This is a genomic window from Microbulbifer harenosus, assembly GCF_005771435.1.
Taxonomy (GTDB): Bacteria; Pseudomonadota; Gammaproteobacteria; order Pseudomonadales; family Cellvibrionaceae; genus Microbulbifer; species Microbulbifer harenosus.
In genome coordinates this window covers 90657-105194 of the sequence record NZ_VANI01000004.1, presented here as the reverse complement: position 1 = coordinate 105194, position 14538 = coordinate 90657, and the positions used below count along the sequence as shown (strand labels likewise).

14 protein-coding genes are annotated in these 14538 nt (G+C 61.4%); 7 read left to right on the top strand and 7 right to left on the bottom strand.

Translation table 11 applies throughout. The features are described 5' to 3' along the window. Positions 1-225 precede the first annotated feature (225 nt). The 3 genes from rpmG to radC form a co-directional block, all read right to left on the bottom strand. Complete coding sequence (gene rpmG, locus FDY93_RS02725) at positions 226-381, bottom strand: 50S ribosomal protein L33 (RefSeq protein WP_105102496.1); 156 nt, start codon at positions 379-381, stop codon at positions 226-228. Positions 382-414: 33 nt separating this feature from the next. Next, on the bottom strand, positions 415-651 hold the full coding sequence (rpmB, locus tag FDY93_RS02720) for a 50S ribosomal protein L28 (protein ID WP_105102497.1): 237 nt from the start codon (positions 649-651) through the stop codon (positions 415-417). Between the two features lie 253 nt (positions 652-904). Continuing rightward, entirely contained in the window at positions 905-1579 is a 675-nt protein-coding gene (radC, locus tag FDY93_RS02715; RefSeq protein WP_138234218.1) for a RadC family protein, read from the bottom strand. A gap of 127 nt (positions 1580-1706) precedes the next feature. Between radC and coaBC the strand changes: the two genes are divergently transcribed. The 4 genes from coaBC to slmA all read left to right on the top strand — a co-directional run bounded on the left by coaBC (position 1707) and on the right by slmA (position 7189). Further along, positions 1707-2921 (top strand): bifunctional phosphopantothenoylcysteine decarboxylase/phosphopantothenate--cysteine ligase CoaBC, encoded by a 1215-nt coding sequence (gene coaBC, locus FDY93_RS02710; protein WP_138234217.1) that lies wholly within the window; start codon positions 1707-1709, stop codon positions 2919-2921. 112 nt (positions 2922-3033) lie between these two features. Then, entirely contained in the window at positions 3034-5397 is a 2364-nt protein-coding gene (locus tag FDY93_RS02705; protein WP_246068431.1) for a phosphomannomutase/phosphoglucomutase, read from the top strand. A gap of 51 nt (positions 5398-5448) precedes the next feature. Then, complete coding sequence (argB, locus tag FDY93_RS02700) at positions 5449-6363, top strand: acetylglutamate kinase (protein WP_138234216.1); 915 nt, start codon at positions 5449-5451, stop codon at positions 6361-6363. A gap of 214 nt (positions 6364-6577) precedes the next feature. After that, the gene (gene slmA / locus FDY93_RS02695) at positions 6578-7189 is read left to right on the top strand and encodes a nucleoid occlusion factor SlmA (RefSeq protein WP_138234215.1); all 612 of its coding nucleotides are present in this window, start codon (positions 6578-6580) and stop codon (positions 7187-7189) included. Between the two features lie 48 nt (positions 7190-7237). On the opposite strand, the gene FDY93_RS02690 is transcribed toward slmA, so the two are convergent. Further along, positions 7238-7834, bottom strand: coding sequence for a hypothetical protein (locus FDY93_RS02690; RefSeq protein WP_138234214.1), 597 nt, complete (start codon positions 7832-7834; stop codon positions 7238-7240). 91 nt (positions 7835-7925) lie between these two features. After that, positions 7926-8582 (bottom strand): orotate phosphoribosyltransferase, encoded by a 657-nt coding sequence (gene pyrE / locus FDY93_RS02685; RefSeq protein WP_138234213.1) that lies wholly within the window; start codon positions 8580-8582, stop codon positions 7926-7928. A gap of 122 nt (positions 8583-8704) precedes the next feature. Here pyrE and FDY93_RS02680 point away from each other — a divergent pair, with 122 nt between their 5' ends. Beyond that, positions 8705-9472, top strand: a complete 768-nt coding sequence (locus FDY93_RS02680) for an exodeoxyribonuclease III (protein WP_138234212.1) — start codon at positions 8705-8707, stop codon at positions 9470-9472. Positions 9473-9542: 70 nt separating this feature from the next. Here the strand turns inward: FDY93_RS02680 and FDY93_RS02675 are convergent, their stop codons facing one another. Then, on the bottom strand, positions 9543-11243 hold the full coding sequence (locus tag FDY93_RS02675) for a tetratricopeptide repeat protein (RefSeq protein ID WP_181954056.1): 1701 nt from the start codon (positions 11241-11243) through the stop codon (positions 9543-9545). A 123-nt stretch (positions 11244-11366) separates the two neighbouring features. After that, the gene (rph, locus tag FDY93_RS02670; protein ID WP_138234211.1) at positions 11367-12086 is read right to left on the bottom strand and encodes a ribonuclease PH; all 720 of its coding nucleotides are present in this window, start codon (positions 12084-12086) and stop codon (positions 11367-11369) included. 209 nt (positions 12087-12295) lie between these two features. Between rph and FDY93_RS02665 the strand changes: the two genes are divergently transcribed. Both FDY93_RS02665 and FDY93_RS02660 read left to right on the top strand, forming a co-directional pair. Beyond that, the gene (locus FDY93_RS02665) at positions 12296-13165 is read left to right on the top strand and encodes a YicC/YloC family endoribonuclease (RefSeq protein ID WP_138234210.1); all 870 of its coding nucleotides are present in this window, start codon (positions 12296-12298) and stop codon (positions 13163-13165) included. Positions 13166-13184: 19 nt separating this feature from the next. Beyond that, complete coding sequence (locus tag FDY93_RS02660) at positions 13185-14408, top strand: glycosyltransferase (RefSeq protein WP_138234209.1); 1224 nt, start codon at positions 13185-13187, stop codon at positions 14406-14408. The last annotated feature ends 130 nt before the right edge of the window (positions 14409-14538 follow it).

Here is a 14538-nt window from a genome sequence, read left to right as displayed (position 1 = left end):
GGTTCCGGGTAGCCACTAGGTAGTTCAGTGGCGGCTCCGCTAGCGATGGCCCTTTGCCAGACACGCCGTAAACCCATCCATGGGGGCTCGGCTGCGGCCATCCAGGCCGCAGACGGTCTGGCAAAGGGCCATCCCTATCGAAGCCTTCGCATCGACGGTTGGGTTCTTTCAGGCACAAAAAAGCCCGGAAAACCGGGCTTTTTCGTGAACTAGCAAGGCAATCAATTACTTGATTTTGCCTTCCTTGTACACAACGTGCTTGCGAACAACGGGATCGTATTTTTTGATCTCCATTTTCTCAGGCATGTTGCGCTTGTTCTTGTCAGTGGTGTAGAAGTGGCCGGTGCCGGCGCTGGAATTCAGACGAATCTTGTCACGCATTGTTCTATCTCCAATCTGCTGTCAGAGCAGCAATTAAACTTTTTCGCCGCGCGCGCGCAGCTCGGCCAGTACGCTATCGATACCTTTCTTATCGATAATACGCATGCCTTTGGTGGATACACGCAGCTTAACGAAGCGCTTCTCTGCTTCCACCCAGAAACGGTGGGACTGTAGGTTCGGCACGAAGCGACGCTTGGTGCGGTTTTTGGCGTGAGAAACGTTGTTTCCGGTTACCGGGCGCTTACCGGTTACCTGACATACCTTGGACATCTGATTGGCCTCTTTAAAACTCTCGTGCCCTCAGCTCAAGGGCGGGGCAGGGACTAAATTCGTTATCCAGCGGACCGCGGGATCTGTACAGAATCTGGCCCGGCCGCAAAGAGCGGCGTTTTATACCAGAACACCCTATGGGGGGCAAGTTTTGATCAATGTTTTTGCTGTCTGATTGGCCACTGGGCGCCGAGATCCAATAACGGGCTAGCTTCGAAGCGCGTGACGTGACGCGAAGGTCGAGTGCCGGGGGTTAAATGAGACCTCGTTCTGCAAAGGAACAACCTCCCCCCTCACCGACAATCAGATGGTCCAGCACCCGGATATCCACCAGCGCCAAAGCATCCTTTAACCGCTGGGTAATATGAATATCCGCCTGACTGGGCTCACTCACCCCCGACGGGTGGTTGTGCGCCAGAATAACCGCCGCAGCTCCCTTGGCCAGTGCCGCCTGCACCACCTCGCGGGGATACACGCTCGCCGCATTCAACGTACCCTCAAACAACTCCTCATAGGCAATCACCCGGTGCTGGCTGTCCAGAAACAGACAGCAGAACACCTCCCGGGTGCGGTGGCGCAGCTGCGCAGCCAAATAGTCACGCACCGCCTGCGGACTCGTCAGCGCATCCGAGCGCTTCAGACGCTCTGCCAGATGGCGGCGCCCCATCTCCAGCACCGCCTGCAACTGCACAAACTTCGCATCCCCCAGACCCTTGCCGGCACAGAACGCCTTGCGATCCGCCTCCAACAAAGGTCTAAGCCCACCGAAATCCGACAACAACTGCCGCGCCAGATCCACCGCCGACACCCCCGGCAACCCCGTGCGCAGGAAAATGGCCAGTAGCTCCGCATCCGACAGCGCCTCCGCGCCTCGCGCCAGCAACTTCTCCCGCGGACGCTCCTCCGCCGGCCAATCCGTAATCGCCATAGTCCCTCCCTGGAAACAGTAAATGCCCACGTCCAATGTGAGCCCGAACGCGCACCCAATGGGCCATATGGCCCCGGACACTAAGATGGTAATCTTACGCGTTCTCAGAGTTCCGGAACCACCGAATATGCCCTCTCTGGCCGATAAACGGATACTGCTTGGCGTGACCGGCGGTATCGCCGCCTACAAAAGCGCCGACCTGGTACGCCGGCTCCAGGATCGCGGCGCCACCGTGCGCGTGGTCATGACCGCCGGTGCCCAGGAGTTCGTGCGCCCGCTCACCTTTCAGGCGCTTTCCGGCAACCCGGTGCACACCGACCTGCTGGACCCGGCCGCCGAGGCCGCCATGGGGCACATCGAACTGGCCAAGTGGGCCGATGTGATCCTGATTGCTCCGGCCAGCGCCAGCGTGATGGCGAAGCTCGCCGCCGGCATGGCCGACGACCTGCTCACCACCCTGTGCCTCGCCAGCGAAGCGCCCGTGGTGCTCGCGCCGGCGATGAATCAGGCCATGTGGCGTCATCCCGCCACCCAGGCCAATATGCAGACGCTGCAAAGCCGCGGCGTTACCCTGCTGGGACCGGATGCCGGCAGCCAGGCCTGCGGCGACGTGGGCCCCGGGCGTATGCTGGAGCCGCTGGCAATCGTCGACGGACTGATCCAGCAGCTAGCCCCGGAACAGGTCCTCGCCGGTAAAAAAGTCGCCATCACCGCCGGCCCCACCCGCGAGGCCCTGGACCCGGTGCGCTACCTCAGCAATCACAGCTCGGGCAAGATGGGTTTTGCCATCGCCGCCGCTGCCGCCCGCGCGGGCGCCGAGGTTACCCTGATAGCCGGGCCGGTGCGCCTCGCCACGCCCGCCGGGGTAAACCGCGTGGACGTCATCAGTACCGAGGAAATGCTCGCCGCCGCCGAGCGCGCGGCGGATGACTGCGACCTGTTTATCGCCGCCGCCGCAGTGGTGGACTTCCGCCCCGAAGTAGTCTCTTCACAGAAGATCAAAAAGAGCGAGGGCGACGACCACGACGTGCTGCAGTTGGTGAAAAATCCGGATATCGTCGCCACCATCGCCGCGCGCAGCGACAAGCGCCCGTTCGTGGTGGGCTTCGCCGCGGAGACGGAGAACGTCGTGGAGCACGCCGAGGGCAAACTCGCGCGCAAGAATCTCGACATGATCGTGGCCAACGATGTGAGTGACCCGGAAGGTGGATTCAACAGCGACCGCAACGAGGTGATCCTCATCGACCGCAGCGGCCGCCAGCCGCTGCCGCCGGCGCTCAAGACGGAGCTCGCCAGCCAACTGGTGACACTGATTGCAGACAGGGCCTTTGCGAAGAAATAAAAATAAATAAGAAAGAAATCAACGCTGTACAACACCACAACACACAAGATTCAGAAAATACTGGACCGGTCAGGGTACTGGCCTGGAAAGGCTGGGGAGACGTAAAACCGTCGTGGCTTCAAACAATCAATCTGCCAATCAATCCGCAAGAAAACCGCTGTGGCACAGTAGTCTGACGCTGCCCGCCCTGTTCGCCGCCGCAGTGTGGCTGGGCGGTAGCCACCTGCTGATGACCAAGGTAATCGAAGGGCGCAATACCGACAGTGTGCAGCGGGCCGCGCAACAGGTGGCCGATAACCACGCGCTGCAACTGCAGCAGTTTTTCGCCCAGCGCTTACAGCAGTTGCGCGGGCTGAAGCCGCTGCGGAAATCCAGCATTCGCTCTACGGCCGGCGAGCCCAGCCAGGCATCACTGCAGTTCTTTACCCCGGAGCAGTTGCATGTGGGCGCGGGCCAGCCGCCGCTCAACTTTGCCCTGGTGGATCTGCTGAAGCGCAGCCGCGAAGAGGGCAATCCAAAGCCGGAGTTCCTGCGCGACGGCCAGAACCAGTGGCAGCTCTACAGCGCTCGCGCCGAGGCCGATGGCGCACTGCTGGTGAGCCAGCCATTCGACGTGTTCGAGCGCGCGCTCCGCCAGTTGGACCTGAGTGCCGGTGCCATCCAGATCAATCAGCAGTTCCCCGACGGTCCGGCGCGGTCGCTGTGGAGCTCTCCAGCCGAGGGATCGGAAGTGCAGAGTGCTGCCGCCAGCGCCGCAGTGCCCGGCACCTATCTCAAAATCGTCTTTACGCCGTCGTCGGCGTTCGCCGCCAACCACAGCATTCCCGCCGGTCTGGTGTACGGCATCGCCCTGCTTGGTCTTCTGGGCAGCCTGTTCGGATTGTGGAAACTGATGCCCGCCGACGGCGGCGCGGCGCCCTGGGAGAAAGCCGCCCGCGGCAGCCGCGCTCCGACGAAAGCGGGGCTGCGCAAGGAAGACCTGCAAAAAACCCCTGCCGCGTCGGAAAACGTCAGCACCGCGGTGGCCACCGCACCGGCGCCAGCGGCGCCACAGGCAGAGGAGCCGGATCGCGGCGATTTGATGCGCACCCCGAGCACCGAAATCCCCGCCCACGTGTTCCGCGCCTACGATATCCGCGGCGTCGCCGGCGAGGAGATTAACGAGCCATTTGCCTACCAGCTGGGCCGCGCGCTGGGCAGTATCGCCAAACAGTCCGGGCAGGACGTATTGCTGGTGGGGCGCGACGGCCGCAACAGCAGCGAGCTGTTGCGCGACTGCCTGATTGAGGGGATTCTGGAAAGCGGTTGCGACACCGTGGATCTCGGCCTGGTGCCGTCGCCACTGCTGTACTTCGCCTGCGCCCGCAGCAAGAACGCGAACAGCGGCGTGATGGTCACCGCGAGTCACAACCCGGCGGAGTACAACGGCTTCAAGATTGTGATGAAGGGCCGCCCGCTAGCGGAGGAAAAACTGCAGAAACTGCGCGCCATGATGCAGACCATCCAGTTTGCCAGCGGCCAGGGCAGCCACAACTTCCAGGATGTGAGCGGCCTGTATATCGACGAGATATTCAACGACGTCGCGCTGGCGGGGCAGCCGCGCATCGTCATCGACGCCGGCAACGGCGCCACCTCGGAACTGGCGCCGGAGCTGTTTGAGCAACTGGGTTGTCAGGTGGAAACCCTCTACTGCGAAATAGACGGCAACTTCCCCAACCACGCGCCGGACCCATCGCGCCCGGAAAACCTGCAGGACCTGATCCAGAAGGTGAAGGCGGAAGGTGCCGATCTGGGGATTGCCCTCGACGGCGACGGCGACCGCGTCACCCTCATTACCGGCAGCGGCCGCATCGTGTGGGCGGACCAGCTTGTCATGCTGCTGGCGCGGGATATTCTCGCGCGCAATCCGGGCTCGGATATCGTGTTTGATGTGAAGAGCACCCGCGCACTGGCCAATCTGGTCACTCAGTACGGCGGCCGCCCCATCATGTGGAAAACCGGCCACTCGCCGATGAAAACCAAGATGCTGGAAACCGGCGCCGCGCTCGGCGGCGAACTCTCCGGGCATATTTTTATCAAGGATCGCTGGTACGGTTTCGACGACGGTATCTACGCCGCCGCGCGTATCCTGGAAATCATGGCGCTGCGCGAGCAGAGCCTGGACGAACTGCTCGACTCCCTGCCACACATGGTGAATACCCCGGAAATCCTGCTGCCGGTGCCGGAAAATGCTAAATTCGCACTCATCGACCGCCTGCGCAAAGAGGCTAAATTTGAGCATGCAGACCTCAATACCATCGATGGTCTGCGCATAGAATTCGCCGATGGCTGGGGCCTGGTGCGCGCGTCCAATACCAGTGCCGCGCTGACCCTGCGCTTTGAAGCCGACAACGAGGCCGCTCTCGCGCGCATCCGCGCGCTGGTGGCCGCACAGCTCCACAAACTCGATCCCGCCCTGGCGCTGCCTCAGGTCTGACCTGAGGTATTGCCGGGCCGGTCGTCTCGCTCATGCAGTAAGGAAAACGCTATGTCTCTGGATCAGAAATCCGCCCTGCGCGTCGCGCAGGTGCTCAACGAGGCGCTGCCCTACATCCAGCGCTTTATCGGCAAGACCGTGGTGGTCAAATTCGGCGGCAACGCCATGGTGGACGAGGAGTTGCAAAACAGTTTCGCGCGCGACGTGATCCTGATGAAGCTGGTGGGTATGAACCCGGTGGTGGTGCACGGCGGCGGCCCGCAGATCGGCGACCTGCTGAACAAGCTCAGTATCGAATCCCGCTTTGTGGACGGCATGCGCGTCACCGACAGCCAGACCATGGACGTGGTGGAAATGGTGCTCGGCGGAACCGTGAACAAGCAGATCGTCAACCTGATCAATAAAAACGGCGGCCGCGCGGTGGGTGTAACCGGTAAGGACGGCCTGCTGATCCGCGCCAGAAAGCTGCGCCGCCAGGAGGAAACCGCCGGTCTGCACGCCTCCGAAATCATTGATATCGGCCACGTGGGCGAAGTGGAGAGCGTCAACACCGACGTGATCGAGATGCTGATCAACAGCGACTTCATCCCGGTGATTGCCCCCATCGGCGTGGGTAAACAGGGCGAGTCCTACAACATCAACGCCGACCTGGTGGCGGGTAAGATCGCCGAGTACCTGAGGGCGGAGAAGCTCATGCTGCTCACCAACGTGGCAGGGCTGCAAAACAAGGACGGCAAGGTGCTCACCGGCCTGTCCACCCTGGAGGTGGACGGTCTGATCGCCGACGGCACCATCTACGGCGGCATGCTGCCAAAGATCGCCTGTGCCCTGGATGCGGTGAAGGGCGGTGTGACCTCCGCCCATATCATCGACGGTCGCGTGCCCCACGCGGTACTGCTGGAGATCTTCACCGACAGCGGCGTCGGCACCCTGATCACCAACAACAAACCTCAAGAAGAGACGTGAATCTGGTCACATTCCAGTTGTTAACGGTCACTAACAATTGATGCCGTGGCGCCGAATCGTTAGGATTCTGGCGCCGGTTAACGGGCTTTCGGCAAATTCCAGCGGGTTTCTGACGCTCCCCATCCCGGAATTGCCGCTGAGCCGACCAATGAGAACAATTCCGGCACAACAACAAAATCAGTTCCCGGCTGAATATTCCGGGTAAAGGCAGTTAATGAGCAGCGAAAAAATCAATCGGCGCCAGCAGATACTGCAGGCCCTGGCCCATATGCTGGAGGCCAGTCCCGGCGCCCGTATCACCACGGCGGCACTCGCCAAGGAAGTGGGATTCTCCGAAGCGGCGCTCTACCGCCACTTCCCCAGCAAATCCAAGATGTTTGAGGGGCTGATCGAATTTATCGAAGAGACCATCTTCAGCCGCATCAAGATCATCATGCAGGACGAGCCCACCGCGCTCGCCCGCTGCCAGAAAATCCTGCACCTGGTGCTGGCCTTCTGCGAACGCAACCCCGGTATCACCCGCCTGCTCACCGGCGACGCCCTCACCGGCGAGACCGAGCGCCTGCACAGCCGCATTCTGCAACTGTTCGACCGCCTGGAAACCCAGCTGAAGCAGATCCTGCGCGAAGCGGAGCTGCGCGAACAGCTGCGCCCCGCGATCCCACTGACCGCCGCCGCCAACCTGTTGCTGGCAAGCGCCGAGGGCCGCATCGTCCAGTATGTGCGCAGCGGCTTCAAACGCCGCCCGACGGAATTCTGGGCAGAGCAGTGGCCGGTACTGGTTGCTGGATTCTTCAGGGAGAGTGCGCTGGCTGCGCAGGGTTAAGCCAGTTCTGTTTAGGCTGCTGTGGCGGCACTGCTGCCGGCAAACCAATTATTTGCCGGCTATTTCCTGATAACGACTGGCGGCGAGGTCAAACTCGCTGTTGATCGCCTGGGCTTCTTTTTCCCGCAGAGAGAGACGCTCGCTGACCACTTCGACTTCCTTGCGCAGATTCGCGATCCGCTCCAGCAGTTCCGGTGCTACGGCACCGCCATTGCGCTGGGTGCGCGCGGCAGTGGACTCTTCGTGTTCGATCTGGCGGTTCAGGGAGGCAATGTTGGAACGCAGGATCGCCATGTCCTGCTGCACGATGGCGAGCTTGCGCTTGCGCGCGGACTCTATGTCGGCAACGCTGTTGTAGCGCTTGAGCAGTTGCAGGTCCGCCGCCTCCCGCGCCTCGCGGCGCTCCTTTTCCGCCAATTGCTCGCCGGTAAGCTCTGGCGCCACCACCTCCAGCACCCGCCCGGTTGAGGTCAAAATCTCATAACCACCGGCCACGTAACGGGGAGGTACCTGATCATCCAGCACCTGTACGCCGTGTTCGTTGGTGTAGCGGTACAGCTTCCTGCCATCCCACCCCTGAGTGGAAGCGCCGGCATCCAGTGTCAGAAGGACGCCGGCCATTGCCAGCGCAAATGCGGTTTTCACGCCTGCCTCGTCATTAATATATGCGCGCCAATTATTTTGGGGTCAGCAGAAGCCGTTTCACGCGCCTCATTCCTATGACGAGCTCTGAAGTTCAGCCCTCAGAACTTACGCCATAGCGCTGCCGATAGTCGATGATCCGCTGCAACAGCTCGTCGCTGGCGGCCTGCGACTTAAGATAGGAAATAATATCGTCCAGTTCCACAATGCCGATCACAGGAATGCCGTATTCCCTTTCTACTTGCTGGATCGCCGACAGCTCGGAATCCTCCCCAGCCTTCTCCTGACGGTTCAGGCCAATCACCACCCCGGCGGGCTCGGCTCCCTGGGAGTGGATGATCTGCATCACTTCGCGCACCGCGGTACCCGCAGTAATCACGTCGTCAATGATCAAAACCTTGCCTTTAAGCGGCGCACCCACTAAGGTTCCGCCCTCGCCGTGGTCCTTGGCCTCTTTTCGGTTGTAACAGAAGGGTTTGTCTACGCCTTTCTGCGCCAGTGCCACCGCGGTCACCGCACCCAGCGGGATGCCCTTGTAGGCCGGCCCGAAAATGACATCAAACTCCACACCTGAGGCAATAATCGCCTCCGCGTAGGCATTGCCCAGTGCGGCGAGCGCTGCGCCGCTGTGGAAACGGCCGGCGTTGAAGAAGTAGGGACTCTGGCGCCCGGATTTCAACGTAAAATCTCCGAAACAGAGCACATCGTGCTCCAGGGCCAGTTCAATAAAGTCGCGCTGGTACTGCTGCATGGCAATTTGATAACTATTGGCTAAGGTGAAGGATAACCCCCGGAAAATGGGGGCGACGATCATAGAATGTTCAGACGAATAACGACTGCAATTTTACACAGTCCGCTGGTAAGGGGCTAATAATGCGAATAGTGAGTTTGTCCGTGGATGGAGTGCACCAGGCGGCACAGCGCGGGCTCTACGACTGGCTGGCAGATCAGGACGCGGACATCATCTGTCTGCAGGATCTGCGCTCACTGGAACCGGAACTGGATCATCCCATTTTCCATCCGGACGGTTACTACAGCTATTTCTTCGATTCCGGCACTCCCCACGAGAATGGCGTCGCCATCTATACGCGCGCCCAGCCCAAGGCACTGATCTACGGCATGGGCTTTGCCAATGGCGTCGACATGTACGGCCGTTACCTACAGGCGGATTTCGAACGCCTGAGCGTCGGCTCACTGCTGGCTCCGGTGGCGACTGATGAGGCCTCGCTGGAAGTGAAAGTGCAGTTTTTCGACGATATGCAGGCACATCTGGCCAAGATCAGCCGCAAACGCCGCGACTTCATCTTCTGCGGCAACTGGGGCATGGCGCACCGCCGCGCCGATGTGGAGAACTGGCAGGACCACCAGGACACCCCCGGCTTCATGCGCCACGAGCAGCGCTGGCTCGACCAGCTGTTCAACGAGATCGGCTACGTGGACGCCTTCCGCCGCATCGTGAAAGACCCCGATGAGTTTACTTGGTGGCCGAGCGGCAAGGTGGGCGAGGGCGATGGCTGGCGCACCGACATGCAGATCGTCTCCCAGACGCTGAAAAACAAGATCGAGTACGGCGCCATTAACAAGAATGTGGCGTTCTCCAGCCACCTGCCGGTGATCATGGATTACGATCTGGAAGTCTGATGGTCGCCTGAGCCGGGCTGAATAGGGCACTAAAACGGGCGTATCGAGAACTCGATGCGCCCGTTTTTATTTACTGGATACGGGAAGCCGCAAGCTTGATATCAGCGTCGCGCCACGCGCGCTGGAAGCGGCCCTCAATCAATGCCGCCTCCTCCGTTTTTTCCTGGGCGCGCAGCGCCTGGGCAAGCCCGAACAGGCCCCAGCCATTGGCCGGGTACCGCGACAGGTTCTGCCAGTACACCGTTTCCGCCTCCGCCGGGCGCCCCGCGGCCAGCAAAATGGCCCCCAGCGCAAGCCGCGGCGGATAGTGCCACTCGTTCGGCTCGGTATACACAAGCCCCTCTTCAAGGCGCACCGCACGCTCAAGATGACCTATCGCGGTGGCGTAATCCTTTCTCGCCGCCGCCAGCTCCCCTGCCAGCACTTCCGGTGCGATGGCCAGAATCTGCTTGGCGCTGTTGGGCGAGAACATCGCGTAGTCCAGCGATGGACTGGCGGCAATGGTCTGCACCTGCTTCAGTTCCGCTTCCGCACGGTCCAGCTGCCCTTTGCCGATGAAGGCGAGACCGCGCACATAGTGCCAGGCACCGGTGAGGAACGGGTCCTGCGCCGGCTTCGGCAGCGCCAGCACCTGATCCCATTTGCCAAACCGCGCCAGCGACCAGTAGGGAATTACGCGGAAGCCCGCCAGCATCGGCATCTGCGCGAGGGATTCATCACTGACCTGCGCCGCGGTCTTTTCTGCGGCGTCGATCGCCGCGGCACTGCGCCCCTGGGCGGTGGTGGCGAACCACAGGAAGTGGAGGTTGTGCGGGTAATAGGCCATGGGGTAAAGGCCCTGGGCGCGGCACTGGCTGATGTAATCCTCGTCCGCGGCAATGGCGCGCTCATTGGCACTCGCGGAATCCGCGTAGCGGCCGACACGCTGGTAGATATGTGCCGGCATATGCACGATGTGGCCGGCGCCAGGCATCAGGCCGCGCAGGGTATCCGCGGCTTTTTCCGCGCGCTCCGGTGTGTCGGTGGGTTCGATCAGGTGGATATACAGGTGCAGGGCACCCGGGTGTTCGGGGTTCTGCGCCATCACCTTTTCCAGCAGCGCGACGATTTCCTCGGTGCCTGCATAGGGTGTGCCGTCCCGCATCCAGTAATTCCACGGCCGCAGGTCCATCATCGACTCCGCGTACAGGGTGGCGATATCCAGATCGTCGGGATACTTCTGCGCCACCTGGGCCATGGCTGCGGCATAGGCCACATCCGCCTTTTTGCGCTCCGTCGGGTCACCGGTATAGCGGTTACTCAGCGCCTCGATCAGCGCGCGCTCCCGTGCACTGGCACTGCTCGCCAGGGCCTGCGCCTTGCGTACCAGCTCGCGCGCCTGCGGCTCTGCCTCCGGATCCATCGGCGCATTGATGTTTGGCCCGAGCACCAGCGCCTGCCCCCAGTAGGCCATGGCGCAATCCGGGTCCAACCGCGCCGCTTCGCGGAACGAACGGCCGGCTTCCGCGTGGTTGAAACCGTAGGCGAGGTTCACGCCCTGATTGATGTACTGCTGCCCCTTCTCAGAGGCGCAGCTCACCGGGAAGGTGTGTTTGCCGAGATTCTGCAGGCGGGGGGCGAGGCTACCTGTGGGCGAGGGTTGATCGCCGACGTCAGGCTCGTGGTAGTGCTTGTGGCGGGCGCTCGGCTCCTCGCGGGTTTCCTGCGCAGCGATGGGCAGCGCACCGGTCACCAACGCGGCAAACACCGCAGCAAGGGACATTCTTGTCATCGGCTCTCTCGCTATTTTGGTTGAGGTTCCTGGAGCGAACCTGGAGAACAGCCTATGACAAAACGGGCGGCGGCCCGCCACTTGAAGTGGCAAAGTCCGCCTGTTTTTGAAGTGACGGCCTGACTACTCTGCCAGCGCCTTTTTCTGGATCTCGATCAGCTCGCGGATGCCCGCCTTGCCCAGCGCCAGCATTTCGGCAAACTGCTGCTCGGAGAACGGCGCGCCCTCCGCGGTGCCCTGCACCTCAATCATGCCGCCGTCTTCCGCCATCACCAGATTCATATCGGTGTCGGCGTTTGAATCTTCCGGGTAATCCAGATCCAGCACCGGTACACCGCCGTAGATGCCCACGGAAATCGCCGCCACCATATTTCTCAGCGGATCGGTGGCAATCATTTTCTCCCGCTGCATATAGCGAATGGCATCCACCAGCGCCACACAGGCGCCGGTGATGGATGCGGTGCGGGTGCCACCGTCTGCCTGGATCACATCGCAGTCGAGAGTGATCTGGTGTTCGCCCAACAGCGTCAAATCTACCGCTGCGCGCAGGGAGCGGCCGATAAGACGCTGGATCTCCACCGTGCGCCCGCCCTGCTTACCGCGCGCCGCCTCGCGCCCCATCCGGGAGCCGGTAGAGCGGGGCAGCATGCCGTACTCCGCGGTAAACCAGCCACTGCCCTTACCGCGCAAAAACCGCGGAACTTCCGCCTCAACCGACGCGTTGCAGAGCACCTTGGTATCGCCGAACTCCACCAGCACCGACCCCTCCGCGTGACGGGTGTAGTGGCGGGTGATGCGCACATCGCGCAGTTGCTCTGGTTTGCGGCCGCTCGGTCGCTGCATATAACACCTCATGTTCTATCAAATAAGATCCTTCAAGGCCGGCCATTATAGCCATCAAATCCGGCTATCACCCTGTGCTATGCTTTGCCGCTCTTTTTTCCACCCCGATTCCAGGGCACCTTTAAAAAACCGCTGCGAGCGGGCGCCGCCAGGCACATCCGCAGTAGATTTTCAGAGGTGCCTGCAAAGCTTTTCTGGAGCACGGCATTATGGCCAACGACAAAGTGCGCAGCATGACCGCCTTCGGGCGCGCGGAAGTGAACTACTCCACCGGCACCGCCGTGTGGGAAATGCGCTCCGTCAACCATCGCTACCTGGAGCCCCACTTCCGCCTGCCGGAAGCCGCCCGCGCACTGGAGCCCAAACTGCGCGAGCTGCTGCGCAAGAACCTGAACCGCGGCAAGGTAGAAATGACCCTGAACCTCAAGGCCAACAGCGGTGAAGTAACCGGCCTGCAGATCAATCAGGCGCTGGTCGAGGAACTGGTCAGGGCCGCAATGCAGGTGACCCCGGAAAGCCAGCCACTCAATCCGCTGGAAGTACTCAAGTGGCCGGGTGTCATCGCCGAGCCGGAAACCGACACCGCCGAACAGGCCCGCGCCATCCTCGACGGCTTCCAACAGGCGCTGACGCAGGTGGTGGACAACCGCGAGCGCGAGGGGGCGGAACTGGCTGGCTTTATCGAAGCGCGCATCAAGGGCATCGGCGAACAGGTCGCAAAGGTGCGCGCGCTGCTGCCGCAGATACTGCAGAACCAGCGCGAGAAGTTGAAAACCCGCCTGCAGGAGCTGCTGGAGGAAATCGACAAGGACCGCATTGAGCAGGAGATCGCCCTGCTGGCACAGAAGGCCGACGTCGACGAAGAACTCGACCGCCTGGACGCCCACATCACCGAGACCCGCCGGGTGCTTAAAAACGGTGGTCCCATCGGCCGGCGTCTGGATTTCCTGATGCAGGAGTTCAATCGCGAGGCGAATACGTTGTCGTCAAAAGCGGTGGTGACCGATACCACCCAGGCCGCGGTGGAGCTGAAAGTGCTGATCGAGCAGATGCGGGAGCAGGTGCAGAATATCGAATAGTTTTCAGGTGTCTTCCGGCATGCCGGGCAAAACCGCACTGCTGCTCGCCAAGCAGTGGCCCGAGCCAGCGTCTACCGCCGCCGGCCGGCGCACGCTGGATATTCTCGATCTACTGGCGGAGGCGGGCTACCGGATTGAAATCGCCAGCCCCGCACAGCCCACACCATTTCAGGCCAGCACAGGTTACGGCGAGCATCAGATCGCGGTCAACGACGACCGTTTTGATGCCTGGGTGCGCGCACTGGATCCCGCACTGGTGATTTACGATCGCTTTGTCATGGAGGAACAGTTTGGCTGGCGGGTACACGCGCAGTGCCCGAAAGCGGTCACCCTGCTCGACACCAGCGATTTCCACAGCCTGCGCGAGGCGCGCCACCAGGCACTGAAAAGCGGGCAACCACTGGACCTGTTTCACCCCATCGCCGAGCGCGAAGTGGCGGCCATGGCGCGCTGCGATCTCGCGGTAATGATTTCGCAAGTCGAGGTGGAGCTGCTGAAACAGCACTTCGCCCTGCCGGACTGGCAGCTGTACTACCTGCCCTTCCTGGTGCGGGAACTGCCCGATATGAATTCATTGCCGGGCTTTGACGCGCGCCGCCACTTGGTGATGATCGGTGGGTTCAAACACGCCCCCAACCGCGATGCCACCAATTGGTTTGCCGAGGCCATCTGGCCGCGACTGCACCCACTGCTGCCCGGTGTGGAGTGCCACGTATACGGCGCCTACTCGGATCACGCGATGCATCGACTCACCAGTCCCAAGACAGGCTTGCGCATTTACGGGCGCGCCGACGACGCCCTGACCACGCTTGCGCGCTACCGACTGAACCTGGCGCCACTGCGCTTCGGCGCCGGGCAGAAAGGCAAAATTCTGGACGGCTGGCTCTCCGGCACACCTACGGTTACCACACCTGTAGGCGCCGAATCCATGGCCGGTGAGGGCGATTGGGGATACCCGCTCAGTGACGATGCGGATCAGTTTGCGCAAACCACGGCGCGCCTCTATCAGGACAAAACCGCATGGCTCAGGGTGCGCGATGCCGGCTGCCGCGCACTTGCCGACAACTTTTGCTACACGCAGCATGCGGCGGCATTTATCGAGCGACTGGAAAATATCACCGCGAACCTGCAGGAGCATCGCAAGCGCAATATTTGGGGGCGCATCCTGAGGCGCACCGAGCATCGTGCCGAGGAATTCATGAGCCGCTGGATCGAAGCCAAGAACAAGGCTGCCGGCACATAAATCGGCGTTAACACTCGCGCCATCACCACGACCTGATGAGCAATATTTTGCTCATTTTTTTAGGGTTAGCGGTTTTATGTGCAAAAAAATTCCCAAAATATAAGCTTGGTGCTATTTTTGAGTGAATTTT

Coding starts and splice junctions, on each gene's coding strand:
- rpmG (WP_105102496.1), bottom strand. CDS start 381: ATGCGTGACAAGATTCGTCTGAATTCCAGCGCCGGCACCGGCCACTTC.
- rpmB (WP_105102497.1), bottom strand. CDS start 651: ATGTCCAAGGTATGTCAGGTAACCGGTAAGCGCCCGGTAACCGGAAAC.
- radC (WP_138234218.1), bottom strand. CDS start 1,579: ATGGCGATTACGGATTGGCCGGCGGAGGAGCGTCCGCGGGAGAAGTTG.
- coaBC (WP_138234217.1), top strand. CDS start 1,707: ATGCCCTCTCTGGCCGATAAACGGATACTGCTTGGCGTGACCGGCGGT.
- argB (WP_138234216.1), top strand. CDS start 5,449: ATGTCTCTGGATCAGAAATCCGCCCTGCGCGTCGCGCAGGTGCTCAAC.
- slmA (WP_138234215.1), top strand. CDS start 6,578: ATGAGCAGCGAAAAAATCAATCGGCGCCAGCAGATACTGCAGGCCCTG.
- pyrE (WP_138234213.1), bottom strand. CDS start 8,582: ATGCAGCAGTACCAGCGCGACTTTATTGAACTGGCCCTGGAGCACGAT.
- FDY93_RS02680 (WP_138234212.1), top strand. CDS start 8,705: ATGCGAATAGTGAGTTTGTCCGTGGATGGAGTGCACCAGGCGGCACAG.
- FDY93_RS02675 (WP_181954056.1), bottom strand. CDS start 11,243: ATGACAAGAATGTCCCTTGCTGCGGTGTTTGCCGCGTTGGTGACCGGT.
- rph (WP_138234211.1), bottom strand. CDS start 12,086: ATGCAGCGACCGAGCGGCCGCAAACCAGAGCAACTGCGCGATGTGCGC.
- FDY93_RS02665 (WP_138234210.1), top strand. CDS start 12,296: ATGGCCAACGACAAAGTGCGCAGCATGACCGCCTTCGGGCGCGCGGAA.
- FDY93_RS02660 (WP_138234209.1), top strand. CDS start 13,185: ATGCCGGGCAAAACCGCACTGCTGCTCGCCAAGCAGTGGCCCGAGCCA.